The sequence below is a fragment of the Pedobacter sp. genome (genome assembly GCF_039594775.1).
Lineage (GTDB): Bacteria > Bacteroidota > Bacteroidia > Sphingobacteriales > Sphingobacteriaceae > Pedobacter.
This window is the reverse complement of record NZ_JBCNMT010000005.1, coordinates 29,858-56,841: the sequence shown is the minus strand read 5'-3', so window position 1 is coordinate 56,841 and position 26,984 is coordinate 29,858. Positions and strand designations below refer to the sequence as shown.

At 40.2% G+C, this 26,984-nt stretch carries 20 protein-coding genes and 3 tRNA genes; 15 read left to right on the top strand and 8 right to left on the bottom strand.

Translation table 11 applies throughout. From position 1 onward, the window contains the following. The first annotated feature begins 67 nt into the window (after positions 1-67). The 7 genes from ABDV71_RS13280 (at position 68) to rsgA (ending at position 6,037) form a co-directional block, all read left to right on the top strand. A complete protein-coding gene (locus tag ABDV71_RS13280) occupies positions 68-595 on the top strand; it encodes a DUF177 domain-containing protein (RefSeq protein ID WP_343533332.1) in 528 nt (175 codons plus the stop codon). A gap of 16 nt (positions 596-611) precedes the next feature. Further along, positions 612-803, top strand: a complete 192-nt coding sequence (gene rpmF, locus ABDV71_RS13275; protein ID WP_113637233.1) for a 50S ribosomal protein L32 — start codon at positions 612-614, stop codon at positions 801-803. Positions 804-895: 92 nt separating this feature from the next. Next, positions 896-1,834 carry a phosphate acyltransferase PlsX gene (gene plsX, locus ABDV71_RS13270; protein WP_343533328.1) on the top strand — a complete coding sequence of 313 codons (939 nt, stop codon included), beginning with the start codon at positions 896-898 and terminating at the stop codon, positions 1,832-1,834. Positions 1,835-1,850: 16 nt separating this feature from the next. Further along, the gene (locus ABDV71_RS13265; RefSeq protein WP_343533326.1) at positions 1,851-2,846 is read left to right on the top strand and encodes a beta-ketoacyl-ACP synthase III; all 996 of its coding nucleotides are present in this window, start codon (positions 1,851-1,853) and stop codon (positions 2,844-2,846) included. A gap of 135 nt (positions 2,847-2,981) precedes the next feature. Beyond that, entirely contained in the window at positions 2,982-3,467 is a 486-nt protein-coding gene (gene accB / locus ABDV71_RS13260) for an acetyl-CoA carboxylase biotin carboxyl carrier protein (protein WP_343533324.1), read from the top strand. Positions 3,468-3,557: 90 nt separating this feature from the next. Continuing rightward, positions 3,558-4,898, top strand: coding sequence for an acetyl-CoA carboxylase biotin carboxylase subunit (gene accC, locus ABDV71_RS13255; RefSeq protein ID WP_113662918.1), 1,341 nt, complete (start codon positions 3,558-3,560; stop codon positions 4,896-4,898). Positions 4,899-5,116: 218 nt separating this feature from the next. Continuing rightward, positions 5,117-6,037, top strand: a complete 921-nt coding sequence (gene rsgA, locus ABDV71_RS13250; RefSeq protein ID WP_343533319.1) for a ribosome small subunit-dependent GTPase A — start codon at positions 5,117-5,119, stop codon at positions 6,035-6,037. 505 nt (positions 6,038-6,542) lie between these two features. Here rsgA and der read toward each other — a convergent pair. The 3 genes from der to era all read right to left on the bottom strand — a co-directional run bounded on the left by der (position 6,543) and on the right by era (position 9,892). Continuing rightward, positions 6,543-7,844 carry a ribosome biogenesis GTPase Der gene (gene der / locus ABDV71_RS13245; protein WP_343533317.1) on the bottom strand — a complete coding sequence of 434 codons (1,302 nt, stop codon included), beginning with the start codon at positions 7,842-7,844 and terminating at the stop codon, positions 6,543-6,545. Positions 7,845-8,048: 204 nt separating this feature from the next. Further along, entirely contained in the window at positions 8,049-8,834 is a 786-nt protein-coding gene (locus ABDV71_RS13240) for a DUF3667 domain-containing protein (protein ID WP_343533315.1), read from the bottom strand. Positions 8,835-9,013: 179 nt separating this feature from the next. Then, positions 9,014-9,892, bottom strand: a complete 879-nt coding sequence (era, locus tag ABDV71_RS13235) for a GTPase Era (protein WP_343533313.1) — start codon at positions 9,890-9,892, stop codon at positions 9,014-9,016. A 112-nt stretch (positions 9,893-10,004) separates the two neighbouring features. On the opposite strand from era, the gene ABDV71_RS13230 reads away from it, so the two are divergent. The 5 genes from ABDV71_RS13230 (at position 10,005) to ABDV71_RS13210 (ending at position 13,113) form a co-directional block, all read left to right on the top strand. Continuing rightward, positions 10,005-10,080 (top strand) — tRNA-Met (locus ABDV71_RS13230). A 132-nt stretch (positions 10,081-10,212) separates the two neighbouring features. Next, positions 10,213-10,284, top strand: a tRNA-Glu gene (locus tag ABDV71_RS13225). Positions 10,285-10,449: 165 nt separating this feature from the next. Further along, complete coding sequence (locus ABDV71_RS13220; RefSeq protein ID WP_343533311.1) at positions 10,450-11,415, top strand: AraC family transcriptional regulator; 966 nt, start codon at positions 10,450-10,452, stop codon at positions 11,413-11,415. Between the two features lie 246 nt (positions 11,416-11,661). After that, on the top strand, positions 11,662-12,516 hold the full coding sequence (locus tag ABDV71_RS13215) for a helix-turn-helix transcriptional regulator (RefSeq protein ID WP_343533309.1): 855 nt from the start codon (positions 11,662-11,664) through the stop codon (positions 12,514-12,516). A gap of 258 nt (positions 12,517-12,774) precedes the next feature. Next, complete coding sequence (locus ABDV71_RS13210) at positions 12,775-13,113, top strand: hypothetical protein (RefSeq protein ID WP_343533307.1); 339 nt, start codon at positions 12,775-12,777, stop codon at positions 13,111-13,113. 36 nt (positions 13,114-13,149) lie between these two features. Here the strand turns inward: ABDV71_RS13210 and ABDV71_RS13205 are convergent, their stop codons facing one another. Genes ABDV71_RS13205 through ABDV71_RS13195 form a run of 3 tightly spaced genes read right to left on the bottom strand, consistent with a single transcriptional unit; the run spans position 13,150 to position 18,208 of the window. Further along, the gene (locus tag ABDV71_RS13205) at positions 13,150-14,499 is read right to left on the bottom strand and encodes a RagB/SusD family nutrient uptake outer membrane protein (RefSeq protein WP_343533306.1); all 1,350 of its coding nucleotides are present in this window, start codon (positions 14,497-14,499) and stop codon (positions 13,150-13,152) included. A 3-nt stretch (positions 14,500-14,502) separates the two neighbouring features. Beyond that, the gene (locus tag ABDV71_RS13200; RefSeq protein ID WP_343533305.1) at positions 14,503-17,652 is read right to left on the bottom strand and encodes a SusC/RagA family TonB-linked outer membrane protein; all 3,150 of its coding nucleotides are present in this window, start codon (positions 17,650-17,652) and stop codon (positions 14,503-14,505) included. Next, a complete protein-coding gene (locus ABDV71_RS13195; protein ID WP_343533304.1) occupies positions 17,642-18,208 on the bottom strand; it encodes a thioredoxin domain-containing protein in 567 nt (188 codons plus the stop codon). Before ABDV71_RS13195 ends, ABDV71_RS13200 begins: the two co-directional genes overlap by 11 nt. A gap of 959 nt (positions 18,209-19,167) precedes the next feature. Between ABDV71_RS13195 and ABDV71_RS13190 the strand changes: the two genes are divergently transcribed. Continuing rightward, positions 19,168-19,671, top strand: coding sequence for a hypothetical protein (locus ABDV71_RS13190; RefSeq protein ID WP_343533302.1), 504 nt, complete (start codon positions 19,168-19,170; stop codon positions 19,669-19,671). A gap of 487 nt (positions 19,672-20,158) precedes the next feature. After that, positions 20,159-20,233: transfer RNA gene (locus ABDV71_RS13185), tRNA-Glu, on the top strand. 256 nt (positions 20,234-20,489) lie between these two features. On the opposite strand, the gene ABDV71_RS13180 is transcribed toward ABDV71_RS13185, so the two are convergent. Then, complete coding sequence (locus tag ABDV71_RS13180) at positions 20,490-21,023, bottom strand: helix-turn-helix domain-containing protein (protein ID WP_343533300.1); 534 nt, start codon at positions 21,021-21,023, stop codon at positions 20,490-20,492. A gap of 107 nt (positions 21,024-21,130) precedes the next feature. On the opposite strand from ABDV71_RS13180, the gene ABDV71_RS13175 reads away from it, so the two are divergent. Then, entirely contained in the window at positions 21,131-22,663 is a 1,533-nt protein-coding gene (locus tag ABDV71_RS13175; RefSeq protein WP_343533298.1) for a serine hydrolase domain-containing protein, read from the top strand. A 399-nt stretch (positions 22,664-23,062) separates the two neighbouring features. Here ABDV71_RS13175 and ABDV71_RS13170 read toward each other — a convergent pair whose 3' ends face one another. Further along, complete coding sequence (locus tag ABDV71_RS13170; protein ID WP_343533296.1) at positions 23,063-26,965, bottom strand: TIM-barrel domain-containing protein; 3,903 nt, start codon at positions 26,963-26,965, stop codon at positions 23,063-23,065. Positions 26,966-26,984 lie beyond the last annotated feature (19 nt).

The window sequence follows — 26,984 nt, the reverse complement described above, 5'->3', positions numbered from 1 at the left end:
ATTTTTCTAAATTTATTTTCAATTCAAAAAATATTTAATACCTTTGCAGGCTAAAATTTAGTTACAATTGAAAGCATTAAAACAATTTTCAATCCCGTTTACCGGTTTAAAATTGGGAAAGCATCAATTCGATTTCGAAATTGATAAAAGCTTTTTTGATGCATTTGAGCATTCTTTGGTTAAAGATGGAGCGCTTAAAGCAACGGTTGAACTAGATAAACAAGAAACCATGTTGATTTTAGGTTTCCACATTAAAGGAACGATAAAATTAAACTGCGACAAATGTTTATCTGACTTTGACCAGCCAATTGAACTGAATGAAAGACAGATTGTAAAGTTTGCAGAAGAGGCAGAGGGCGAAGAGGAAGATTTAGAAATCATCATTCTGCCTAGAAAGGAAACCGCAATTGACGTTTCTGAATTGATTTATGAATTCATTACCGTTGCAGTACCTTTTATTAACAAATGCGAGCAAGCTGGACAAACCTGTGATGAGCAGATGTTGGATACCTTAAACAAGCTGCAAGCAGGAAACGAAGAACAAGAAGAACAAATTGACGACCCACGTTGGGAAGCGTTGAAAAAATTAAAATAGTAAATAAAAAACTCAGATGGCACATCCAAAGCGTAAAACTTCTAAACAAAGAAGAGATAAAAGAAGAACACACTACAAAGCTGTAGCTCCTTCGTTGACTACTTGCCAAACTACTGGTGCAGTACACGTACCTCACCAAGCTTACAACGTTGATGGTAATCTTTACTACAACGGTAAATTAGTTATAGAAAACACTTCGATAGGTTAATTTTCTGAAAAATTTTTGTGTTCCGTTAGTTTAAGGTTAACTTAGCCAATGGAAATAAAAGCCAGCTTGGCTTACACAAAAGATTTTTTACTATGAAAATAGGTCTCGATATTATGGGCGGAGACTATGCTCCCAAAGCAATTGTTTTGGGAGCAATAGCAGCTCATCAATCCCTGGCTCCAGATGAGCATTTAGTGCTAATTGGAGATACCCAGCAGATTAAACCGCTTCTTTCTGAGCAAGGATTCAATCCCGATCATTTCGAATTCGTACACACCGAAGAAGTGATTGGCATGGGCGAACACCCTACCAAAGCCATCCTTCAAAAACCCAATTCTAGCATTTCTGTTGGCTTTCAATTATTAAAAGAAGGCAAAATTGATTCGTTTGCAAGCGCAGGCAATTCTGGCGCTATGTTGGTGGGCGCTGTTTTTAGCGTTAAGCCCATTGCAGGTATTGCCAGACCTTGCCTCTGTACCATTGTGCCCAAACTAAAAGGAGGCGTTGGCCTTTTATTAGATGTTGGTGCAAATGCCGACTGCAAACCAGACAACTTGGTAGATTTTGGTATTTTGGGCAGCTTGTATGCTGAACACATCATGCAGATTGAAAAACCAAAGGTAGCGCTGATGAATATTGGCGAAGAAGATGAAAAAGGCAACATGCTTGCCATGGCTACCTTTCCCTTAATGAAACAATCCCCACATTTTAATTTCGTAGGCAACGTAGAAGGTAGAGACCTTTTTAACGATAAGGCCGACGTAATTGTGTGCGATGGTTTCACTGGAAACATTATGCTTAAACTGGCTGAATCTTTTTATGTATTAACCATCAAGAAGGGTTTAAAGGATGAGTTTTTTGACCGTTTCAATTACGAAAACTATGGTGGCAGCCCTGTATTAGGTGTAAATGCTCCTGTGTTGATTGGACATGGAATATCGAGCCCTGAAGCTGTGAAGAATATGATCTTCCAATCTAGGGACATGATTAATACTGGATTGGTTGGTAAAATACAAGCCGCATTCCAATAATTAAACAAACAACAAAATGAATAAAATTCACGCTGCTATTACCGCAGTTAATGGTTACGTTCCCGAATATGTGTTAACCAACAAGGAGTTAGAAACTATTGTTGACACCTCTGACGAGTGGATTACCACCAGAACCGGTATTAAAGAGCGAAGAATATTAAAGGGCGAAGGCCTAGGTACTTCAGATATGGCTGTACCTGCCGTAAATGGTCTTTTGAAAAAAAGGGGCATTGACGCCAAAGAAATTGACCTGATTATTTTTTGTACCACCACTCCTGATTTTACTTTCCCTGCCACGGCTAATGTATTAGCAGACAAGATCGGAGCTGTAAATGCTTGGGGTTACGACTTACAAGCAGCTTGCTCTGGATTTGTTTTCGGACTAACCACAGGGGCACAGTTCATCGAATCTGGAAAACATAAAAAAGTATTGGTAGTAGGTGGCGATAAAATGTCATCTATCATCAATTATGAAGACCGCACCACTTGTATTATTTTTGGTGACGGCTGTGGATGTGCTTTGCTAGAGCCTAATGAAGAAGGTTTTGGCATACAGGATTCTATTTTAAGAAGTGATGGTTCGGGCGGTAAATACCTAGGCATGAAAGCTGGAGGATCTGTACGCCCTGCTACCCACGAAACCATAGATGCTAAAGAACATTTCGCTTATCAGGAAGGACAAACCGTATTTAAGTTCGCGGTAACTAACATGGCTGATGTAGCTGCTGAAATTATGGAAAGAAATAGTCTTTCTTCTGATGATGTAGCATGGTTGGTACCCCACCAAGCGAACAAACGCATTATTGATGCTACCGCTTCTAGAATGGGCGTAAATAGCGATAAGGTAATGGTAAACATTGAGCGTTATGGCAATACCACCAATGGTACTATTCCACTTTGTTTATGGGAATGGGAAAAAGACCTCAAAAAAGGCGACAATATTATCATTGCTGCTTTTGGTGGAGGTTTTACCTGGGGATCAGTATATTTAAAGTGGGCCTATAACAGTTAGTTGGTTGGTTAGACGGTTAGTTGTTTAGAGGGTTACCCCCCAAGCAACCAAAAGCCAAACATCTAAAAAACTAATAAAAACCTTAACTTAGTTAATCAAAATAAGACAACAATTATTTAACATAACAAAAAGAGAATGGATATTAAACAAATTCAGGAACTTATAAAATTTGTTTCTCGGTCGGGAGTGAATGAAGTTTCTCTAGAACAGGAAAACTTTAAGATTACCATCAAAACTAACCAAAATCCAGTTTATGTAAATGCTGCCATTCCTACTCCGGCACCAGTTGCAGCAGCTGTAGCACCAGTAGCAGCACCTGCCCCAGTAGCAGCAGCACCTGCGGCACCAGCCGCCTCTTCAGCTTCAGAAGACACTTCTAAGTACATCACCATAAAATCTCCTATGATTGGTACTTTCTATCGTTCTGCAAGCCCTGAGAAACCTTCGTTTGTAAACGTTGGTGACGAAATAGGCACTGGTAAAGTGGTATGTATCATTGAAGCAATGAAACTTTTCAACGAGATTGAAAGTGAAGTTTCTGGCCGTATCGTGAAGATCTTGGTCGATAATGCTTCTCCTGTTGAGTACGACCAACCTTTATTCTTAGTAGAACCTATCTAAGGGATTTCGCAGATTATTAGATTACACAGATGATGTTTTTAAGCATCAATGTAATCCTTAAATCCGTGTAATCATTTTAAATTAGAAAGTATGTTTAAAAAAATATTAATTGCCAACAGGGGCGAAATCGCTTTGCGTATTATCCGTACCTGTAAGGAGATGGGCATTAAAACCGTGGCGGTTTACTCTACAGCTGATAGAGACAGCCTACACGTACGTTTTGCCGATGAGGCTGTTTGTATTGGCCCGCCACCAAGCAAAGACTCTTACTTGAGCATTCCTAACATTATTTCTGCTGCGGAACTAACCAATGCAGATGCCATACACCCGGGCTACGGCTTCTTATCTGAAAATGCTAAATTCTCTTCAGTTTGCCGCGATTATGGAATCAAGTTCATTGGTGCCACGCCAGAGCAAATCAACAGCATGGGCGATAAGTCGTCGGCTAAAGAAACCATGAAAAAAGCTGGAGTACCTACTATTCCGGGTTCAGAAGGTTTACTGGAGAGCGTTAGCGAAGGTATCAAATTGGCCAATGGCATGGGCTATCCTGTAATTTTAAAAGCTACCGCAGGTGGTGGTGGCCGCGGGATGCGTGTAGTTTGGAAAGATGAAGAATTTGAGAATGCCTGGGACAGCGCACGTCAAGAGTCGGGTGCTGCTTTTGGTAACGACGGCCTTTATTTAGAAAAATACATCGAAGATCCTCGCCACATCGAGATTCAAATCATTGGTGACCAATATGGCAAAGCTTGCCACTTATCAGAAAGAGATTGTTCTATCCAACGCCGTCATCAAAAATTGGTGGAAGAAGCTCCTTCTCCTTTCATGACTGATGAATTGCGTCAGAAAATGGGAGAAGCTGCGATCAAAGGTGCTTTGGCTGTAAATTACGAGGGTGCTGGAACTATTGAGTTTTTGGTAGATAAACATCGTAACTTCTACTTCATGGAAATGAACACTCGTATCCAAGTAGAACACCCCGTAACTGAAGAAGTAATCAACTTTGACTTGATCAAAGAACAGATTAAAGTTGCTGCCGGCATTCCTATTTCTGGTAAAAACTATACCCCTGATATGCATGCGATCGAGTGTCGTATCAATGCGGAGGATCCTTTCAATGGTTTCCGTCCTTCACCGGGCAGAATTACCAATTTCCACTCACCAGGTGGTCATGGGGTTCGTGTAGATACGCACGTATATGCAGGTTACCAAATTCCACCTAACTATGATTCAATGATTGCCAAGCTGATCACCGTAGCTCAAACTAGGGAAGAAGCAATTTGCACCATGGAACGTGCCTTAAGCGAATTTGTAATTGAAGGTATTAAAACCACGATTCCTTTCCACTTGAAATTAATGAAAGACCCTAACTTTAGAGCTGGTAATTTTACCACCAAGTTTATGGAGACTTTTGATTTCTCGGAATAAGCGATATTTAATTTTAATGAAAGTGCCCCGACAAATTGTTGGGGCATTTTTGTTTTAAAAGAAACCACCTCAGACACCTAAGAAAACCTAAGTTTTTAAATAGTATTTGTTCTAAAGTGAACTAAGGTGTCTAAGGTGGTAAAATATAATGATTCGATAGCTTAAAACTTTTCACTTTCAACTATCAACTATCAACACTACCTTTACACCTATTAAATATGCAGGGATTAGTCATTAAATCTACCGGGAGTTGGTACCAAGTATTTGCCGAAGACGGCCATACTTATTCTTGTCGCATCAAGGGTAAGTTTCGTATTAAGGGTATACAAACCACCAATCCTATTGCCGTTGGCGATCAGGTAGATTTTGAGCTGGAACCTAATGCCGAAACAGGCGTGATCAATCATTTGCATGACCGGAAGAATTACATCATCCGTAAATCCATTAACCTAAGTAAGCAATCGCAAATCATTGCGGCCAACTTGGATCAGGCTTTTTTAATTGTCACATTGGCCTCACCCCGTACCTCCCTAGGCTTTATAGATCGCTTTTTAGTTGTTGCCGAGGCTTATGATATTCCAACTTGCCTGGTTTTTAACAAATTAGACCTGTACAGCGAAGATGGCTTAGAAATATTGGCTGATTACAAATCTATTTACGAAAACATTGGCTACCCTTGTTATGAAGTTTCTGCACTCGAAGGCACTAACATTCCTCAAATTGAAGCATTGCTAAAAGACAAGACTACGTTATTTTCGGGCCACTCAGGCGTTGGAAAATCGAGTTTAATTAATGCCATTCTGCCGGATTTTGAGTTAAAAACTGGCGAGGTGAGCGAATGGAGTGATAAAGGACAACATACTACTACTTTTGCCGAAATGCACCAGTTACCTTTTGGCGGTTATTTGGTAGATACTCCCGGGATTAGAGAGTTAGGTATTGTAGACATTGAAAAAGAGGAGCTCAGCCACTTTTTTGTAGAGATGAGGGAAAGGCTCAACCAATGCAAGTTTAACAATTGTAGACACATCAATGAGCCTGGTTGCGCCGTAATTAAAGCTGTGGAAAAGGGAGAAATTGAGCCTTCACGTTATGACAGCTACCAAAGCATCTATTTCGGGAACGATACGAGAGCTTAACTTTAATTAGGAACTAGTGAATAGGGGTTAGGTATTATAGTGATTGGCTTAATCTAAAAAGCACCCTTATTCCTTACAATCTGATCAAAACAGGAGGTTTTTCGAAGCGCAATGACAGTATCAAAATGAAAGTTAATCCTTTTTTCCGCTATATTTTTAAGGATCGCTACGCTTCCTTAAAAGATACCGCTGCAATAAGGGCTATTAAACTTAGGCCGTTGCAAGCAAGCCCCCGTCATCCTTGCAGGCATTGCTAACTAAACCTGATGGCAGCGTAAATCCTTTTTGTTTGAAGTCCCCTCCAAATCGTTTGTCATGCTGAGTTTATCGAAGCATTTTTTGCGATGAAAAAGACCCTTCGACAAGCCCGGATGACAGTGGTTGAAACAAAAAGATTACAGCGTACAGCAGGGCAAGCCCCCTGATAGTTGCTTCTGTGATTGATTTTCAAATCCTTTTAAAAAGACTATCTTCCGACGGCTTCCCGCCACAACGGCAAGTGTTTTTATTTTTGTCTGAAATAAATTTGGATAGGCACGCCCGAAAAATCGAAGTTTTCACGCAGCTTATTCTCAATAAATCGCTTGTAAGGCTCTTTGATATATTGTGGTAGGTTACAGAAAAAAGCAAACATTGGTGCCACCCCATTTATTTGGGTAATGTATTTAATCTTAATGTACTTTCCTTTGGTTGCTGGCGGCGGGTACGCCTCAATAATTGGCAATAATACATCATTAAGCTTTGAAGTAGGGATTTTCTTCGCCCTGTTTTTCTGTACTTCTAAAGCAGTTTCTATGGCTTTGAAAATACGTTGTTTATTTAGCACCGAGATAAAAAGAATAGGTACATCGGTAAATGGCTGCAGCTTATGCTTAATTTGCTCTTCAAATGCTTTCATGGTCTTGTCGTTCTTTTCGATCAAATCCCATTTATTCACCAAAATCACCACTCCTTTTTTGTTCTTCTCCGCTAGGTGAAAAATATTGATATCCTGTGATTCTAAGCCTTCTTCCGCATCCAACATCAGCATCACCACGTCAGAATCTTCCAAAGCTTTAATGGTCCGCATTACCGAATAAAATTCGATATTTTCCTTTACCTTGGTTTTTTTACGCAAACCGGCGGTATCAATAAACATAAACTCGTGTCCATATTGATTATAATGGATGTGGATCGAATCACGTGTAGTTCCAGCAATTGGGGTTACAATATTTCTGTCTCTACCAATTAGGGCATTAATTAAAGAAGATTTACCTACGTTCGGTCTACCTACAATGGTAATTTTTGGCAAAGTATTTTCTTCTTCCTGAATATCTTCGAAGTGCTTAACAACTTCATCCAACAGATCACCTGTACCAGAACCAGTCATCGAAGAGATGGTATAAATTTCGCCCAAACCAAAGCTATAGAATACTGAAGACTCAGTTTCCAGACTGGTGTTATCGACTTTGTTCACCACTACAAAAACAGGCTTTTTGCTCTTGCGAAGTAAATTGGCAATGTCATCATCTAAATCGGTAATACCAGTAGTTACATCAACCATGAAGATAATTACAGAAGCTTCTTCTATAGCAATTACCACTTGCTCGCGGATGGCTACTTCGAACAAATCTTCAGAATTGGCCACATAGCCACCAGTATCAATTACCGTAAATTCTTTATCTGTCCACTCGGCTTTGCCGTAATGTCTATCTCTGGTTACCCCACTAAAATCATCAACAATAGCCTTACGACTTTCGGTTAAGCGGTTAAAAAGGGTTGATTTTCCTACGTTGGGTCTGCCTACAATGGCGATGATATTGCTCATTTTAATATACGATTTTGCTTGCCTGCGTTTAGGCAGGGGTTTACGATTTCAGCATTTTGAACGACATACGATCATTCGGAACCTGTTTCTCGTTTCATTCCCTTTTTGCGTAAAGGGTTTGACTTGCAAAAGTACGCTTATTTTTTGAACAATTGGCGAGGAACTTTACAAGCGGCTATGAAGGGATACAATAAACATCGATTTCTATTTATGCTGTTGCAATAGCTTCATTGCTTCTGGTCCTTTCATCGCAGCATAAATAATACCTCCTATAATTACCAAAAGGATATAAACCAAAAACACAAAAAGCAAAATGAGAAATACTTTGAGTATAATAATTCCTATAGATTGATCAGGATAAAACCCTCGATAAAACCAAACAAAAATGAAAGGTATAGTGAATACCGACCCCGAAAATATCAACATAAACGAATCAACATTACCCCTGAATGCAAACAGAATGGGATAAATAACAACGATTGTAGTTAGGGTATAAAAAGAGAGACCAAAAGCATTCATCACAATATGCTCGAAATAATTTTGCCCCCATGTACGAAATACAATCCACGTAAAAATGGCAAAAAAAGGCACCATTGCTAGCATCAAGAATGAATTATAGCTGGAGATGAAAGCAAATATGCTATTAGACATTTCAGGGGCACCCGATTTGGCACTAACTTCACGTATGATTTCATTCATCCCCAGAAACTTATATGATATAAGCGCTGAGATACCGCTTAATACAAACGCCAAAAGAAGTGGTTTGTAATGGTTAACCCTATTTCCCTCGATAAAATCCCTAGCTGTTTTACCAGGATTTTTAAGAATGTTTTTCACGGAATACAAAAAGCCCTTATTGGTATGCACCAGCAAGTATTGCGCCTCATCTACAACGTATTTTCGGTCAATTCGTTTAAATTTTTTCTGTCCGCAGTTGCCACAAAAGTTTTCAGTAATAGGAGTTTGACAGTTCAAACAGTTACTTGCCATTTTAATAAGTTGTTTTGCTTTCTATTTTATTTTTCACCAGCCATTCTTCGGCTAAAGATTAAAATCTAAAGCCAAAAAATGATGTTACAAGTATAAAAAAAAGCCATAAATAAGCCAAGGTAAAACCTTAGGCTCTAAAAGAAAATTAGCACATTTTCCAGTAAAAGTTGTCGGCTATATTAACTGTCGTAGCCGAAGTTTTTAAGATAGTTCTTTTTGCTTCTCCAATCAGGAATCACCTTCACAAAGGTTTCCAAAAATACTTTTGAATCGATGAACTTCTCTATATCCTTACGGGCTTCCATACCTACTTTTTTCAAACTAGCCCCGCCCTTTCCTATCAGGATATTTTTTTGCGACTCACGCTCTACAATGATTTCAGCACTAATCCTGGTCAAATTTTCCTCTTCCTTAAAAGCGGTAACAATTACTTCTGTACTATAAGGAATTTCTTTTTGATAGTTATTAAAAATCTTTTCCCTGATGATTTCCGAAGCAAAGAAACGCACATGTCTATCGGTAAGATCCTCTTTATCATAATAAGCCGGGTGCTCTGGGATTACATCCAAGATTAACGGCAACAACCCTTCTAGATTATAACCATGCAATGCCGAAATGGCGAAGATGTGCATAGGATTTAATTTCTCCTTCCAATAGTTCATCTTCTCTAGCACCTGTTCCTGTGTGGCATTGTCTACTTTATTGATAAGCACTACCAGAGGAATGCTGGTATTGGCAATTTTTTCGAGTACATCATTTTCGTCATGACGTTCGTTAATATCGGTCACAAAGAAAATAAGATCGGCATCTTGCAAAGCTCCACCAACCGCAGTCATCATCGAATCTTGCAACCCATATTTAGGTTTAATAATTCCTGGGGTGTCAGAAAATACAATCTGAAAATCTTCCTCATTTACAATTCCCAATATACGATGACGGGTAGTTTGTGCTTTTGGGGTAATGATGGAGAGCTTCTCTCCGATCAATGCATTCATCAGCGTAGACTTTCCCACGTTTGGCTTTCCGATAATACTTACAAAACCTGCTTTATGTGCCATATAATATTTTTTTAAAAAAAATTTGCGTTACAAAGAAACGAATTATATCTTTGCATTCCAATTCGGAAGCAAGCTGTGTAGGATTAGGCAGCAAAAATTGAATTGTTTATAGTGCGGGGTGGAGCAGTTGGTAGCTCGTCGGGCTCATAACCCGAAGGTCGCACGTTCGAGTCGTGTCCCCGCTACCAAGTAAATCTACAAATGTAGATTTACGATTTACGAATGGTTAATCGTAAATCAAAAAAATTGAAAGATGGAAGAAATAAGATTAGCATTGTTTAGCAATTGTAAATCTAAAATCCTAAGTCTAAAATCAATTTGGCCCGTTCGTCTAGGGGTGAGGACGCCAGATTTTCATTCTGGAAACAGGGGTTCGATTCCCCTACGGGCTACTATCAAAAAGGCTGTAAATTAAGTTTACAGCCTTTTTTGCGTTATGGCCTTCGCATAATGTCCCAAATCTTTAAATATTCCTTCCGAAATTTTACTGTGGCTTTCTTTTTTACATCTCCATTTTTGGAAGAGTTTTTGCGGCGTAGTTCCGCATTTAACTTCCTATGGACAAGCATTATAAACTTATTTTTGAAGAAAATCCGCTGCACATTAAAAATGTCGCCAAAAATGTACCCAAAACCTGCATGTATCCACTCAAATCGGCCACAGAAGTTTTGGAGTACAACTTCCCAAAGGCTACTCTTTTCAAACAAAAATGCTGTTTTGAAAATTTTCTGATAGAGTCCTTTCAACTGGACACTACCGTACCATTCACCATTGGTTACGAGCTGCTAACCCCTCGTATATTCTTTACTTTTGTGGCCCATAATGATATTGAATTTACCACAGGTACGGGCCAGCCCATTGTTCAGGTAAAAGCCTGCCATTTTTATTTATCCACCGAGCTTGAAGGCATTTACCACGTTCATTGCAAAACCGGCAGGTCAGTAGTTATTGCAATATCTGTACATCCTGAGTGGCTCATGAAAATAGCCAAAGATTATCCCATTTTGAGGACATCCGTTCAGCATTTACTTAGCTCAGATGCCCAATTTGAAGTCCTACCCCGCTGTAAGATTGATGAGCAAGTGCATCAGTGGCTGTTTGATGTACGCAAATTTGCACACCAGAATAGTTTTGCCGAAGAGCTGTATCTATCTTCATGCTTGGTAATGGGGCTTGGACATTATGAAACACTATTGAACAGCACCACTTTAGGCAAAGTATACCACATTAAACAGTATATTGCCCAACACTACGCTGAACCTGAGCTGGACCTAGGCAACCTGCTCAAAAAATTTGGACTGGAAAGAAGAACCGCAGCACGTCAATTCAAAAACCTATATGGCATGTCCATGCGCAGCTACCAAATGTGGACAAGGCTCAGCAAGGCACACCAATTGATCAACAACGAAAAAGTGCCCATTCCAAAGGTCATTGAAAAGGTAGGCTATCTTAATGCCAACTCATTCCGAAAAGCCTATCGTAAATTTCTTGCCCACCAAAGGGAAAAATCCCCAACGTCATAAAGGGACTGAAAAGACAGGCACAGAAAAAACAAGGCTAAATTTTGTCGCTTTAGCTATTTCCCAATCCCGCGGTTGCTCCGAAATTTACCCATCAAAAGCAACTAGAAAAACATGCAAAATCCAATTGAGGCAAGCATTAACACTAGGCACAATAGCAAAGTCTACGTAAGCAATTATCAACCAAAATGTTGCCATTTCCCTATCATGGGCATTCCTTATCATGTTGTGGAACATAAAAATTGTCAAATGTCTACACAAGAGATTGATTTTTTAGGCAACCACCTACAGCTCATAGAAATAAAAGTAAAAAAGGAAGTATCTCTGGCGTTAAATGTCATGAATCCCTGTGCTTTCTTCGTGATCATGGTACAAGGCCTTTTGCGCTATTACCATCACAATACCTTCAATTTTTATGGTGTTGGCCATACCATGTATATGGCCTATTGTCCTGCTACCCAACTCCAGTTGCACATAGGCCCTGGAAAACACAGCTTATTGGTAGTGGCCCTTCACCAAGAATGGTTCCCCCACTTGAGCGGCAACACCGCAGCACTGGCACCTCTGGTACGCTCACTTGAAGAAGAAAGCCAACACATCAGCATTCTTCCCATGTGCAAAACCGACCATTTCATCCAACATCTTTTCTACAAAATCCGCATGGTAAATTCCAATCCGTTTAGGCGGAAGGCCAAAATTGCCGCCATCATTTCAAAATTGATGGGCAGGTACCATCATCAACTGGCCAAAAACAATGTCATTAAAAGATATGTATCCATGGAAACCGCCAACCTGATCTTCAATTATGTATCACAAAACTTTAATGCCGCAAAAAAAATCACCGAAGAAAAAATAGCCCGCCATGTTAACCTACCGTGCTGGAAATTACGTGAATGCTCCAAACTGATCTTTGGCAAATCATTGCACAAACAAGTGCAGGAGTTAAGGATGATGAAAGCGGCCGAACTGCTCAGAATGACAGACATTCCTATTTATGCCATTGGCCTTAAACTAGGTTACAACAGCGATTCCCATTTCTACAGAATTTTCAAAACGTTTTTTGAGGTCTCGCCAAAAACCTACCGTAACCAACATAGAACGTAGCTTTTTAGGGATTGACCGCCCGATTTGTGATAAAATTCGAAAAATAGGCACTTTTTATCACAAATCGGGCGGTAGCCTGCTTTCCATTACCCTTTAATTTTGGTATAACCAATTAGAAAGGAGGTATACCCTTAGCAGTTGAAACAAATGCCTAGGCCCCAGCCCAGCCTAAACCATTAAAAACATCCGTGCAGATTTCGGGCTGCCAGGGAAATCTAAACCCTAACCGCCCGAAAACGGGCATAAACAAAAATTACAATGAAAAGTAAATTAATGTATGGCCTTGCAGCGCTGGTATTGGCGTTCGGCCTAGTGCTTGGCTTAAGTGCTTTTAAGCAAAGCGCACCAAATAAAAAAATGTATACTTATTGGAGATACAATCCCAATACTGAAGCTGGCACTCTTTCAGGGTACAATTATACCAAAATAGACGCCCCAGAGGAGCCAGGATGTGAAGATGAGAACGAAATTCCTTGCGTTATTCGAGTAGATGAGACGATTACTTCACAAACTGCCCTCGACACCTATTTAAATAACGCCTTCACCACAGAAGATCAGGTTATCCAAATTGCAGTACATACCAAAGCTGAATTGTAGACCAGAATGGCGGACAATGTCCGCCATATTTTTGTACTAAGGCTCATTCTGTTTCATCCCACTTAACTCTATCACATCTTCCGGTATTGCCAATGCATATGAATTACTGCGGGGGATTAACGTAAAGGTTTTCCCATTAATGGTACGCCTGATTACGATTCCATCTCCCTCTTCATTAAAACGCCTAATATCCAACCATCGCATACACCTAAAAGCAAGCTCTTTTCTTCGTTCAGCTTTAACCAGCACTAGAGCATCTTCTTTAGCGACTACATTTATTGACGAAAAGGTCCCTGTCTTGTATCTATGGCGTAAAAGCGTATTTAAATCATCCAATCCTTTTTGGACATCTCCATTCCTTATTAAGCACTCTGACCTGCTCAATAACATCTCGGCTGTAGTAATCCCATTAAAAATAGAGGCCGCAGCTTCATAACTTCCCTTAAATACAAAATTTTTACCGCTTGCCTTAAAGAATATGGTTTTGCGCAAATCATTAGCTTCATACAATTGATATAAGTCGGGCTTAATCAGGGCTCTTTCTTGGACTAGCGGTGCCGCCATTTCGCCTCGTCCTTCAAAAACAACTTCTACGTTCAGTTTTGGCACAGGGTAATTGCTACCTGCATTTAAAGTATTGTAATCCAACAGACCGCTTTTCAATTGTAAGCAGCTATCGGCGTATTTCTCGGCTTGTACATAGTCCCTCATTTGCAGATAAACGCGGGAAAGCATGCCGTACGCCGAGGCTTTAGATGGCCTCATTGGGGTTAGGGCATGTAGCGGCAAAACTGCACAGCTTTCTTTAAAATCAGCTATAACCTGTCTATATCCCTCAGCGATAGTTGAACGGGTTGATGAAAGATTGAAATTTGCATTTAGGCGAAGCGGGATACCAGGCAGAGCACCCGCGCTATTTACGTTGTAAGGCATGGTCCAAACATTCAATGCATTAAAAAATGCTTTTGCCCTAAAAAATAGGGCCTGTGCCCTTATCAGCGAAATTCCATTCCTATCGTTTATTCGCTGCTCCTTATCTCTAACGGCTTGTAGCACAATGTTTGCAATATTGACCTGTGTGTACACATTGTTCCACACATTTAGTTTGGGCTGAAAAATACGAGCATCCGCAAAGACATACATATTTCTATCATATTCATTTCTGGCATTGAACACCTCATCGGCCATAAAATAATTATCACCGTACACCTCGGCCATGGCTGGATCACTGTAGTTTAACTTGGCATAATCATCCAACAATGCCTGCATATCCTTAATGGTTTCTATAGTAGCCAACCGTTGATCAGGCTTTTCCGCTAAAAACTCTTCGCAACCTAATAGGCAGCATACACTCCCTAATAAAAAGGCCATTTTGTTTAGTTTCATGATCTAAAATTTTAAATTAATGCCAAAACTGTATGTCGCCGATGGTCTAAGCACTTGAATATAATCAGGATCAATATCATGGGCATTGGCAGCCCATAATATTCCAAGGCTACTTGCATTCAAGAATACCCTAACACTTTTTAGCTGTTTTATTTCCTGCGGCAATTTCGGCTCCCATGCTACATTGATATATTGCAAACGTATATGGCTAGCCGAGGACACCAGTACGTCTGATTTTTGATAAAAAAGATTCCGAGCAGCATTTACGGGATACTGGAAAGCAGGTACTTTAGTGATAGTCTCATCTCCAGGCCGCTGCCAACGCAGCGCATAGTCCGGATGCCCACGATTGGCACTCACCAGATTGGCATAGTCAATACTACTCCGCCTAAAAAAGTAACCCAATTTATAACTAATAGATAATTCCACGCTAAACTTTCCGTAAGCTAAACGGTTCAGCACATTGCCAAATTTGGTGGGCAATGCAGAACCGTGAAACTTCAAATCACTAATGGAAGTTCCCGTTCCGGTAATGGCGGCATAATCCTTGGAGTAAACACGTTGCAAATAACCTATCGGATCACCAACAGCATCAAGTCCAACATAAGGATAAGAAAACACCGAATAAACCGGCCTGCCTACCAATCCCGTAATGGTAGCATTGCCAATATAATCGTTTCCTTTGGTGGCCGTAGTATAGTAATGTGTAACCTTATCGCGGTTAATACTCAGGTTAAGAACGGTATGCCATGAAAATACTTTGTCCTGAAAATGCCTACGCTCTATATTAATGTCAATCCCACTACCAACCATTGAAGCTACGTTTTTTACAATAGTTGGCCCAACGCCCGAAGTATAGTCAATCGGATAGACACCAAATAGATCGCGGGCTGTTTTCTGATAGTAATCTATACCTAAATTTAAACCTCCGGAAAATAGCCGAAAATCCAACCCAATATTCATTGTACTTACGGTTTCCCATTTAAGATCTGGGTTATAAAATTGATTGATGGAAGCAAATAAAGTATTGGTGTATGGTGATACACTTTGATAGGAAATAGTTGTTAATCCAGTGCGATTGGGATCTGCATTACCGCTCCTACCGTAGCTTGCCCTCAACTTTAGCAAATCTACAAAATCGGGCAGTCGCCATTGCCTACTTGCTACCCATCCTAATCCTAAACTCCACAACGGTTTCCATTTATCATTAATATTTACACCAAAAAGATTGGAGGCATCAAAACGTGCACTGGCATATGCAAAATAGGTATCACGAAAGCTATAGCTCATATTACCCAACAGGCTCAAAAATTTATTAGTTGTACTTGATTGGCTCTGTCCATTGGGGATATAACTGTTGGCCCCTGTTAGTACGTTAGGATAACGGTTCACTAAATCTACTGGGGAAGCAATCATGGTATTAACATCATATCCATAATAGCGATTGGCACTGCGCCCAATATTCAGACTCCTAGCCTCCGCACTTGTAAATGCCGTAAATCGATGAGCATCAAGCTGTTTTTCATAACTAACCTGCAAGCGAAAATCTTGTGCAAATAAGTTGTTGGTGGTAAAATTTCGTATACCTCCAAAAGGTACGATGTAGTTTACGCCCGTTGTGGTCAATTGACTAAATCTGTTGATTAAATTTCTGGCTTCATAGCTTTCTAAATCCTGTATACTATTGGTAGTAGCTGTTTGCCGCTGTATACGGTATAGCAGATTAATTTTAAAACTACTATACTGATAAGCCAGAGAGGTGTTGATATTCACATCGTCCGCTTGCCCCACTGTAGTATAGTGTTCGCTATTAGCTAGGGGATAATATTTCCAATCGAGCAGACGTTGGTCCAAGCTTTCCAAATAGCTTAAGCTATAATCCCTAACTATGGCTAGAGCATTGCCTTCGGTATCTGCAAGCGATGCATAAGGATATAAGGTACCATTTAATGGTGCTATGCTATTATAGTCATCTTTCCCACTATTGCTTCTGCTGGCAGCGTAATTAAGCGTTGCACTAAGTTTAAGCCGCTTAAGCAGTGTAGCGTTCAGTGCATATCGTAATGCTATTCGCCCGTAAAGAGCGTTTAGATTGTCTCGGTTATAATCGTACACCACACTGGCCATCCAGCTATAGTTATTAGCTCCCGCACTGGCCTGTATATTGTATTGTTGGTTAAGCCCCTTAGCATATATCCATTTGTTAAAATCATCCCTTACATCTTTATTGCGCCATTGGCTAATCAGATCTTGTTTTTCCTGTTGCGACATATTGAGGTTGGTCATCAATTCTATTACTGGTGTTTGTCCCAACCTAGGGTTACTATTGAGTGCCGCATTATAATACCCCTTTTCAAAAAGGAATAGCTCCACATCAATATAATCGCTACTCCCCATTTGCTTTAGGCTGTACAGATTGGGCTTGTTAATGATACTTGTGGCTGTAAGCGCCTGTAATTGCATGGGCGTATTGAGTCTGCCGCTTTTACTAGTGATTACAATAACGCCGTTGCCCGCTCTACTTCCCCAAATGGAAGTGGCTGCCGCATCTTTTAGTATGGTAATACTTTCAACATCATTGGGATTAATACTGTTGATGTCACCATCATAAGGAAAGTTATCAAGAACGATAAGCACCCCCTTTGGCCCATTTATACTGCTTAGCCCACGTACCGAAATCCCGTTTGGCGTAGTACTCCTATTTACCATAAGCCCATTGGCCAAACCTTCTAATCTGGAAAGCACGTTAGTACCTATCTGATTTTGCAGTAAATCATGGCCTATATGGTCTACCGCTCCCGTTATCTGTTCTCTATTAATCTGTTGATAGCCTGTGCTTACCACTACCTCATTTAAGGTGCTTACATCTATTGCCATATTCAGCACAAGGCTGCTTATTGGCAGGTTAAATGTCGTATCTATGGAAATATAGCCCATATGCCTAGCCGTTATCCTTAATGGAAAGATTATTTTCTCAGCCTTGAAATAGCCGTTGCTATCAGTCTTTAGCTGTAGCCCATTCATTTGTAAGCCAGCAGACAATCCCTTTTTTGTAATTTTATCTACCACCTGCCCTACAATCATTTTCTGTGCCCGGCCCTTACCTATTACAAAAATGACCAGTCCTATCAATAAACAAATTCTATTTCTCATCACCCTTTACCTTTCCTTTATTGGCACGTAACCGCTCAATACAGGCTGCTATATTTCCAGTTGTAAAAAAATCGCTTCCTGTTGCTGCCACAAATTGACCCGCCTCTATCCATATGTAATGGGGCAGTATTTTGTGCGGGAAAAGCTCCTTTAAATAGTTATCACCTATTGTGGTATACAGGCCATGTCCATAGCTCTCCATCGTAGCCCCTATTTTTTCCGGTGTATCTTTAGTATGCACGGCATTTACAAGCACAATACTCAATTGACCTCTGTGCACGCTTTGCAGGCTATCGGCAAAAGCAAACTTCTTGATGCAGCTCCCGCACCAAGTAGCCCAAAAATCAAGAATGAGCAGTTTACCCTTATACGCGGCCAAAGTCTGTTTAGTGGTTTTGCCATTATGGTATACCATGTGCTCCTGCTGCCAGAAACTTTCTGGTAGCTTATCTCCTACCTTTAATGGCTTGATGGGATTTGGCTCCTGTGCTAAAGCCCAAAAATTTAGGCAAAGCAGAGCCATTACGCTCAAAAGCGTTATTTTTTTAATGATCATAAGTTTTTGGTTTAAATGGTTATAGGTTGCAGGGAAAAAGCGGCCATAGCATTACTAACCTAAAAATATAGCCGCTGCACACCTCTACACAGGTTGCTTGGGCTTTAAGGCATAAAGCCGATCAAAAGGATAGCAAATACAGTTCATATCATTTGAAACTTTTGAGCAAATATGGTTTTCATCATTTTTTAACCAATTAAAAATAAAACAACCAAAAAGCAGCCCTCAGGGCATGTTTTACATGCCCATACGGGAAAACGTATTGCTTATTTAGGGAAATTTGCCTACCTTGGAATTGCAACAAACCAAGCAGCGCAACTTGTGGCCCGTAAGCTATAAGGGCTGGAAACCAAACAAAATGTAAACCGATCTAAAAAATTGCGGTTCGCTCTCACGCACCTCTTCTTTTTATTTGGCCCTTTTATTTGGAATTTCTTTGCTGCGCTACGACGGGGAACGGATAACGTTTTGGGGTAGTTTTTTTTGCGAGTAGCCATAGCCCATCTCCTTGAGGTGGCGGTATGGAACGGAGCCTGATTTTTTCGTTTTCATACATGGTTGATATTTGGACGATGCGTACCCAAAAAGCTTAGAGAAGAAACCGAATGGTGTAAAAACCAATAGGGCGAACCTCGCTGCTTTTGAACTGGTACCGTCAAGAACCAACCTAGCAAGCTAGGCTCCCCAAAAGGCTTACGCGAAATTCGCCCTATTGAATAAGTATGCAAAGATACAAATACTCAATAGAAAGCGAACTCACGATCTGCTCACGGGGAAATTGACGGTTTCGTTCATGAGGGACATCGTTAAAGTAAGGAAATACCCTACTCCTATTTGTCGCTATAATTAACTGATAACAAACATACTAAAATAAAAATATAAAAACAAAAGATTTTATATTAATTAAGATGAAGGAAGTACTTGTTATTGACGAATTCGCTAAAATCTTAAGGAAATACATGAAAAAATTTTCTTTGGAGCCTATCGATATTGCATATTTAGCCAATTCGATCAAGAGAACCATTTCTTCTGTTTTGGATAATTCAGGTAGTTTGCAACTCGAAACAGCCGAAGCGATAGCTCAGGCGTTTGGGTTGAGATTTTTTGAATTTGGCAATCCCGATTTTCCTATTCCTTCTTTCAACTCGCTTCCCGAAAAGACCAAACAACGCATCGCTTACCGAAAAAAAGAAGGTCCTGCTAAAGCAGTTACCTATACTCCAAGCGATATAAATGAGCAAATTAACAAAGTAATCAAGGGCTACACAGCTGGTGACGAGTTTTTAGCCGAAGACATTGCAAATAGCATTTTAGAGGAGCATGGAGAAACCTATTCTGTAAGCCAAATTATAGACCGAATTAACAAATCTTTTAAAGAAAAAATAGAAAAAACCGAAAGAAAGGATATGTCAAAAGAAGGACGTGGCCCAAAACCTGTTTTTTATAAGCTAAAAAAGAAATGAGGGATATATAGTGGTTATTGATAGGGGAAAAGTATTGTAAAAATGCTAACTAACTCACTACTAAGCACAATAAAAGTTATTTTCCTAATGACCGAAATGCTAATGGGATAGAATGCCTTGTTTCCTTTGTTGGCGCCTTCTGCCAACGACAATTTAATTTTTGTTTCTTTGCTTTCCAACTTCTTTTTGATTGTTGTAAATAAAAAATTGAGCCTTTGGTTTATCTACATTCTTAAAAGCCCGTACCCCAAAATTAGCAGCGCAGCCACTTGGTGGCAATACCAAAAAACCTGTATTTTACTGATTTTAAGACATTTAAAACAACAGACCATCTACAAAAGGGAATGATATTGTTGTAGTAATATTTTCTTTATTAAATAAAGAGGAATACAGTATTTGCTTCAAAGCGCACAAAAATCAAAATATTTTTGCAAAATAAACCTAAACTTCTACCTTTGCAGACCAATCGGTCAAAAGACCAAAAATTGGCCCGTTCGTCTAGGGGTGAGGACGCCAGATTTTCATTCTGGAAACAGGGGTTCGATTCCCCTACGGGCTACCAAAAGGGACAAAAATTATATATTATAATTCTTGTCCCTTTTTTCTTATAAGAAACTAAATATCAGTTATTTAAACGATAAATTTATTTTTTCTAACTTTTTTCCTCTCTTAGGCATCAAGAAAATCTAATTTTTGCAAAAAAACACACAACAAATTAATTTTTAACAAGATCTACATAAATCCAATAAGGGAGTTCTGTCCATCCCAAACATAGAGAGAATTGGGCTATGATGATTGGTTGAACTTGTTGCTCTGACCTATTTTGCAGTCTCAAGTTGCTTGGCCTGATGTAGGGAATCCGATTTGGAGAGTTCAATATGGGATTGCATTTTTTTTTCAGCTGCAGACTTCGGGGAAATCAGCTGTGGATTCCTAAGCCATAATATGCAGGCAATTGCCAAAAGACAGATACCGCAAGCCGTGACCAGAAAAGCGATATGCTTTTTTTGTCGGCCCCCGATATCGGACCTCGAGCTTCCGCCATCGCTGATCTGGCCATGTAGGCAATATCCCTTTTTAGGCAGAGTATGGATGAGTTGTTTGTCCTTATCATCCAACAGCTTCCGTAGATAGGAAACCGCCTGGTTTATACCATCTCCCGAGCCTGGGTAATTGTCCCACACTTTTTCTGCAAGAAGTTCACGCGTCACTATTTTTCCTTGATTTTCGATCAGGATCAAAAGCAACTGCATAAGTCTGGGCTCAATCTTAGTCTGGATTTCATTGAGACGATCGACCACCTTGTTCATGTCTTCCCAGATTTCAAAACGGTTATTGAGCAGCAGAGCCATGTTGTTTTTGATTTAAAGTAAATCTAAAGCTTTCTTCAGTTTTTCCAAAGGTTTTTTGTTTGGGAGGAGATATCAATGGGGAGTAGTTTTGTCCCAAAGTTTTTGTCATGAATAAAATATTTCTTCCAGTAATCTTAATCTTTTTTGCGCTGTCCACTTTCACTGTCTCTCATGCGCAGCAACAGTCGGATTCGCTTAGACTTGACAGTCTTTTTAGTTCAATTGCCAGCTATGGACAGCTGAACGGCAATGTTCTTGTTGCTCAGATGGGCAGGCCCATATATCAACGTTCATTCGGTTTTGCGGACTATACCAGGAAGATTCCAAATGCTCCCAGCAGTGGATTTACCTTGGCCTCGATATCAAAGCTTTTTACATCGACTGCAATCCTCCAATTGGCCGAACGTGGCAAACTGAAACTGGATGAGCCTGTCGGAAATCATCTTACCGGGTTCCCATTCCAAGGGATTACCATACGTCATCTACTTTCCCATACTTCAGCTCTTCCTGACTATGACTTATTTGACGCACAACTCAAAAACGATACTTCGAAGGTATTTACCAATGCAGATGTCATACCGGCACTGATTGATTGGAAAAATCCACTAGGTTTTGCTCCGGGAGCCAAGTGGCAGTACTCTAATATCAATTACTGTCTTTTGGCCCTGATAGTGGAGAAGTGCTCGGGAATACCTTTTCGGGCCTATATCGAGCGGAATATCTTTAAGGCGGCAGGAATGGAACATACATATTTTGCCGACAAGGGGAATAAAATTGACATACGGAACAAGACGGTCAACCATGATTATAAAGATATGTTTGCCTTAAATGTTGAGGATGTTGAGGGAATTGACAGATTCCGCTGGAGACTGCATCACATGAACGGGCTCGAAGGGCAGGGAAATGTGGTTTCGACAACATCCGATATGTTAAGGTTCGATCAAGCATTATATACGGGCCTGCTGCTTAATGCTTCATCGTTATTACTGGCCTTTACGCCCACCCAATTATCGGACGGCAGCCTTGCCAATGCTTCAATTGGACTAGGCAAGGCCACATTTGGACTGGGCTGGTTCATCCTTGACGACCAGCGCCATGGCAAAATAGCTTTCCATACTGGTGGTGTACCGGGGGCAGTGACCATCCTGCTAAGGAATGTTGACAGAAGACAAACTGTGATGGTTTTTGATAACCAGTTCAGTGTGGGAGTTTATAAAAATGGGCTGAACGCGCTGAGGATTCTAAATAGGGAAAAGCCGGTGGTCGTTAGGCAATCTGTGGTTAGGGCATTTGCAAAGGCGCTGATGGAAAAGGACATTGATGCGGCATTTGTGAAGCTGATGGAACTAAAGGCTGACAGTACGCATTATACTCTTTCCGAAGATGACCTCAACGATTTTGGGCTACGGCTGCTCTATCAGGCCAAGTTCCCGGCACACGAACAATTTTCGCTGGAGGTGCTTAGGATGAACATCATATTCTTCCCCTCGGGCTTCAATACCTATGATAGTTATGCTGAGGCTTTGGCGTATCTGGGAAGAAAGCAAGATGCCATAATGATGTACCGCAGATCACTGGCTCTCAATCCAAATAACTTATCCGGCGCATCAGCACTCAAAAAGCTGTTAGAACAACTATAATTCGGGTGATTTGTTGCTATATAACAGCCAATCTAACTAAATCCTCAAAGATTTAGTTAGACCTCAGTCCCGTACAGCCTACAAAAATCCAACAGGAATTTTAAGTTTATTTGCAAAGGAATGCTGTCGAAATCGATGGCATTTTTGCTTTTTGGGAGTAAAGGTTATGTATAGCTCGTTGTGTCGGCTTTAAACGGTAAGTCCTGAATATCCGCCTAATTTTAATCACGTTTATAGCCTTATGACCACCTTGGAACAGCTATGATCTTCCAAAAATGCGTATAACTATAGTTCCCCTGATTTCAACGGACTAATTTAGCTTCGTCTGAAATCAGGGAATCTTGATTTTGCACAATAGAAGCAGTGCTTTTTACCAAGCAACGGGAGCTATCTCCATATTTAAAATTTTACTGTATTTAAAGCCTTATCTACCAATAAACCTTCCGATGCTTTCAGGTTAAATTTCAAGTTATGCTTAGCCCTTAGTTTAATGACAAACAGTATTTGTGATCCATTTAGCGTAGGTTGGTCTCCAACATTCACAAATGTTGGATAAAGCACCTTGCTCCTATCCGAATGTAGCCTGTCATAAGTAAAGTTTTCTGTTTTCTCCATGTTTAGCGGTTGTATGCCTACAAATTCATAATCCTGCACCTCATAAGGCAGGGCAAAACTCAATGCATTAACTGCTGAAAAATCCTCGGCTTTAACTTGTATCTCAATAATTTCGCCTTTGGTGTAGCTTTGTTTAGCTGTTGCTAAAGTTAATTTTCCGGATAATTTTTCATCCTTCTTAGCTTTCGCTACACCTTCAATTTGGGTAGCCGCAACGGAAATATCGTAAGCATCTATCAACCCATTCTTATTGATGTCGCCGTTACTAATGTAGCCCTCAAAATCACCATCACCTTTGCGCAAGCCGGTATAGTTCATGTAGGATGTAAGATCGTTCCTATCTAGCTTTTTATCGTTATTGATATCTCCTTGCAAGTAACTTTCCGTACCTGGTACTTTAAATACGTACATTTCTCTACCCGATCCAAAATTACCGGTCGCTTTGGTGACCTCTAGCTTTAGATAACGGGCTGTAGGTTTTCCTGCAAAAGCAAATTCTTTTGTTTTATCATCATTGGCCCAAGTAAAATCCGCAGCTTTAGTCCAGCTCTGCTTATCGCTGCTATAATAAAACGTACCTTCTTGTATAATTCCATTCCCTCTACCGTTACGAGGCACATATTGGATTTTCTCTAATTGGTTTACCGTTTTTAAATCTACAACCATATTGAAAGGCACTGCTGCAGTTCCCCATTTGGTATGCCACATGTTACCTTCATCAAAATCAAAAAGTTTGCGAATTTCATTACCTCCTTGGTTTGGTACTGAGGTTTCAGCCAATATGCCTTTAATGGCAAATTCCAGAGGGTCATTTTTGGTCTTTGCCGAAAAATCTACCCATTCTGATTGCCTACCTTTATTAAGCGCCCTAATTTGGAATTGATAAGTGGTTTCGGGCTTTAGGCCGTCAAACAGCAAATTATTTTCTTTGATGGTAGAGAACAGCACCTCATTAAATTTGATTTCGTAATAATCTGCATTGGCCACTTTGTCCCAACTAGGCTTCAAGGTGTATGGGCCAGCATTTTCGTCGGTTACTTTTACCGTAATCGGAGGCGTTAGCTCTCCTTTACTTTTTAAATGATGATTTACTGGCTCAAACTCGTAGCCATCTATTGTAAGCACTGTTTCGTTGGCAGTCACATCGGCAGTTGCCAGTTTAACCAATAACTGCGGATTTTTGGTCATGGCAACACGTTTAAATTCGCTGCCATTCGTTGCAAACTTATTGATATTAGGTGCAGCCTCGTAGAAATAGGCATTATCTGTTTTTGCAAAATCGCTATATGACAGCACCTCTTTCAACGCCACTTTTTGTTTGCCAACTTTAGCAGTAACGCGCTTAGGCTTGACAGTTAGGTTAACTTTAAATTCCGTGGATTGCAGTTTTTCAAATCCGTTGAAAATCCCCTGCGTTGGTTTAATGGTGATGATGGCAGTTTGTTTATCGACCGAACTTTGTATTAAAGTTGATGCCCCTTTTTTATCCTTATATGCTTCTGTTAAACCATCATCATCATATAAAGTAAAACTGGTTTTCCCTGCTGGATACAGCTCGAAAATGCGCAGTTTTTTGTTTATCTGCAATGGGTTATTATTTGGGTTGTTCAATGGAATAATGGCTCCTGCCTTAACAAATACAGGCAATTTCCAAATCGGCGCATCAACATTATTGATGACCCGGTTACCTTCATATTTTTCGCCTGTGAAATAGTCGATCCAAACTCCATCGGGCAGATAAATGCCATTACGGATATCGTTCCCGTTTTCATCACTATTGGTGGCTTGATAAATGGGCGCAACTAAGAAATTTGGCCCGTACAAAAACTGATATTGTGTGGCTGTACCGTAGGTATAGGCATTAGGATTCTCCAGAAACATTGCCCTGATCATTGGCAAGCCATTTACGGCTTCCTTTGCAATACTATAGGCATAAGGCATCAACTCCGATTTTAATTTTAAATAATTCCGGTTGATAGAGGTTATTGGTTCGCCTAATGCATGTGGGTATTTCTCATTGGTCCCCCAACCATCCATATTCAACTGCATGGGCGTAAAGGTTTTCCACTGGAAATCACGAGTGTTTACCGTTGGATTTTTGCCTCCGAAAATACCATCCATATCTGAAGAGATATTAGGCTGACCAGATAAGCCTGACCCTAAATAGGTAGGGATATGAAAACGAATGTACTCCCACTGCCCGCCTGTTTGATCGCCAGACCAGATGCTTGCGTAACGTTGTGTACCAGCCCAACCATCCAAAGAAATGATAAACGGACGGGCATTATTACCGTACTTTGGCATAATTTGCCCTACATCGGCAACACCATTTAAACCAAACGAGTAGCCTGCACCTACCCAAGCTACATCAGTTTTTAATACCCTTACTCCTGCATCTTTTACCTCTTTTATGATATCACGTTGTAATAATGCCGATATGCCTTCTTTTGGGTGCAAATCTGATTGTGTCCACAAGCCTATTTCAACACCATTTTTTCGAGCATATTCACCGAAACTTTTAAGGTTAGCAATATTGCTATCTAATGTTGAGGTTTGTCCATAGCCTGCGCCATAACCATCATTGGGTAATATCCAACCCAAAGGCATATCATTATTTTTGTAACGATCTATTACTGCTCTTGCCGAAAATTGGTAATTACCTTTTTCGCCATTTAGCGACTCTTTAGTTCCTCCGTTATCCTTTTGGCTTTCTTTATAACGCTTGCCGTCTTCAAACAGAATGCCCTTCTCGTCGGCTAACCAGTAATCTCTGTTATAAGCGTTTAAATGCCCCTGATAAAATCCGAATTTTGGGAGTAGAACAGGATTGCCTGTTAACTGATAGAAACTGTTTAACAGCGGCACTGCACCATCAGCAATCATAAAAAACACATCCAGATAATCAGTTTCGTGATATAAATTCACCAAACCTTTGTCTTTCGAACCGAAATCATATCTTCCTTTCTTAAATGTGTACCACATTACACCATATCCCCTAGTAGACCAGTAAAAGGGTGTTGGAGATGCTACTCCTCCATCAGTCCAACTGTTTTGGTTTTCAATGGCAATGGCTTTGCCTTTGTGCGAAAAACGACCATTCTGTACCCCTCCACCATAAAAATATTCGCTTGCGTTTTCTTTCAGGCCAATGGTCACCTTATCTGCTTCGAATAAAATCGGCTTTGCAAATTCTAATGCGATTGTGTTCTTAGCTTTATTCAATACCTTGAACAACTGTGTTTGCTTATCAATCTCAACCACAATATTTGCTGTGGTGATGGTGATCTGGTTTTCGCCGTCATTAACGTCCAACTTGCTTAGTGGCTTTCGTGGATTGTTCACCAAAATTTGTGCTGCTGGTTTGGCTTGTGGCGCTCTCATTTCGCCTCCATTGTTATCCTGGAACAACCTAAATATATTCTCTCCATAAAAGTCAATCAGCATTTTTTTGCCATTACCATATTGCACTTCTATAGTGGTTGCATTAATTTTTTTAGCAGATTTAATGGGATTTTCTTCAATAGCTTTAACAAGTACCCTTTTGGCAGCGCACAACTGAAGTCCGCCAAAAAGCATCATCATCATAAGTAGAGAAACACGCCATTTTTTGCCCTCGATATTAAGACATTTATTCATTGTCAAATCTAAACGCTTCGCAAGCTGCATCATCGTGATTGGTTTTTTCATATTTGTGAATAGGTATTTT

What these genes read in the sequence shown, in the direction of transcription:
- rpmF (WP_113637233.1), top strand. Translation starts at nt 612, where the DNA reads ATGGCACATCCAAAGCGTAAAACTTCTAAACAAAGAAGAGATAAAAGA.
- plsX (WP_343533328.1), top strand. Translation starts at nt 896, where the DNA reads ATGAAAATAGGTCTCGATATTATGGGCGGAGACTATGCTCCCAAAGCA.
- ABDV71_RS13265 (WP_343533326.1), top strand. Translation starts at nt 1,851, where the DNA reads ATGAATAAAATTCACGCTGCTATTACCGCAGTTAATGGTTACGTTCCC.
- accB (WP_343533324.1), top strand. Translation starts at nt 2,982, where the DNA reads ATGGATATTAAACAAATTCAGGAACTTATAAAATTTGTTTCTCGGTCG.
- accC (WP_113662918.1), top strand. Translation starts at nt 3,558, where the DNA reads ATGTTTAAAAAAATATTAATTGCCAACAGGGGCGAAATCGCTTTGCGT.
- rsgA (WP_343533319.1), top strand. Translation starts at nt 5,117, where the DNA reads ATGCAGGGATTAGTCATTAAATCTACCGGGAGTTGGTACCAAGTATTT.
- der (WP_343533317.1), bottom strand. Translation starts at nt 7,844, where the DNA reads ATGAGCAATATCATCGCCATTGTAGGCAGACCCAACGTAGGAAAATCA.
- ABDV71_RS13240 (WP_343533315.1), bottom strand. Translation starts at nt 8,834, where the DNA reads ATGGCAAGTAACTGTTTGAACTGTCAAACTCCTATTACTGAAAACTTT.
- era (WP_343533313.1), bottom strand. Translation starts at nt 9,892, where the DNA reads ATGGCACATAAAGCAGGTTTTGTAAGTATTATCGGAAAGCCAAACGTG.
- ABDV71_RS13220 (WP_343533311.1), top strand. Translation starts at nt 10,450, where the DNA reads ATGGACAAGCATTATAAACTTATTTTTGAAGAAAATCCGCTGCACATT.
- ABDV71_RS13215 (WP_343533309.1), top strand. Translation starts at nt 11,662, where the DNA reads ATGTCTACACAAGAGATTGATTTTTTAGGCAACCACCTACAGCTCATA.
- ABDV71_RS13210 (WP_343533307.1), top strand. Translation starts at nt 12,775, where the DNA reads ATGAAAAGTAAATTAATGTATGGCCTTGCAGCGCTGGTATTGGCGTTC.
- ABDV71_RS13205 (WP_343533306.1), bottom strand. Translation starts at nt 14,499, where the DNA reads ATGAAACTAAACAAAATGGCCTTTTTATTAGGGAGTGTATGCTGCCTA.
- ABDV71_RS13200 (WP_343533305.1), bottom strand. Translation starts at nt 17,652, where the DNA reads ATGAGAAATAGAATTTGTTTATTGATAGGACTGGTCATTTTTGTAATA.
- ABDV71_RS13195 (WP_343533304.1), bottom strand. Translation starts at nt 18,208, where the DNA reads ATGATCATTAAAAAAATAACGCTTTTGAGCGTAATGGCTCTGCTTTGC.
- ABDV71_RS13190 (WP_343533302.1), top strand. Translation starts at nt 19,168, where the DNA reads ATGAAAAAATTTTCTTTGGAGCCTATCGATATTGCATATTTAGCCAAT.
- ABDV71_RS13180 (WP_343533300.1), bottom strand. Translation starts at nt 21,023, where the DNA reads ATGGCTCTGCTGCTCAATAACCGTTTTGAAATCTGGGAAGACATGAAC.
- ABDV71_RS13175 (WP_343533298.1), top strand. Translation starts at nt 21,131, where the DNA reads ATGAATAAAATATTTCTTCCAGTAATCTTAATCTTTTTTGCGCTGTCC.
- ABDV71_RS13170 (WP_343533296.1), bottom strand. Translation starts at nt 26,965, where the DNA reads ATGAAAAAACCAATCACGATGATGCAGCTTGCGAAGCGTTTAGATTTG.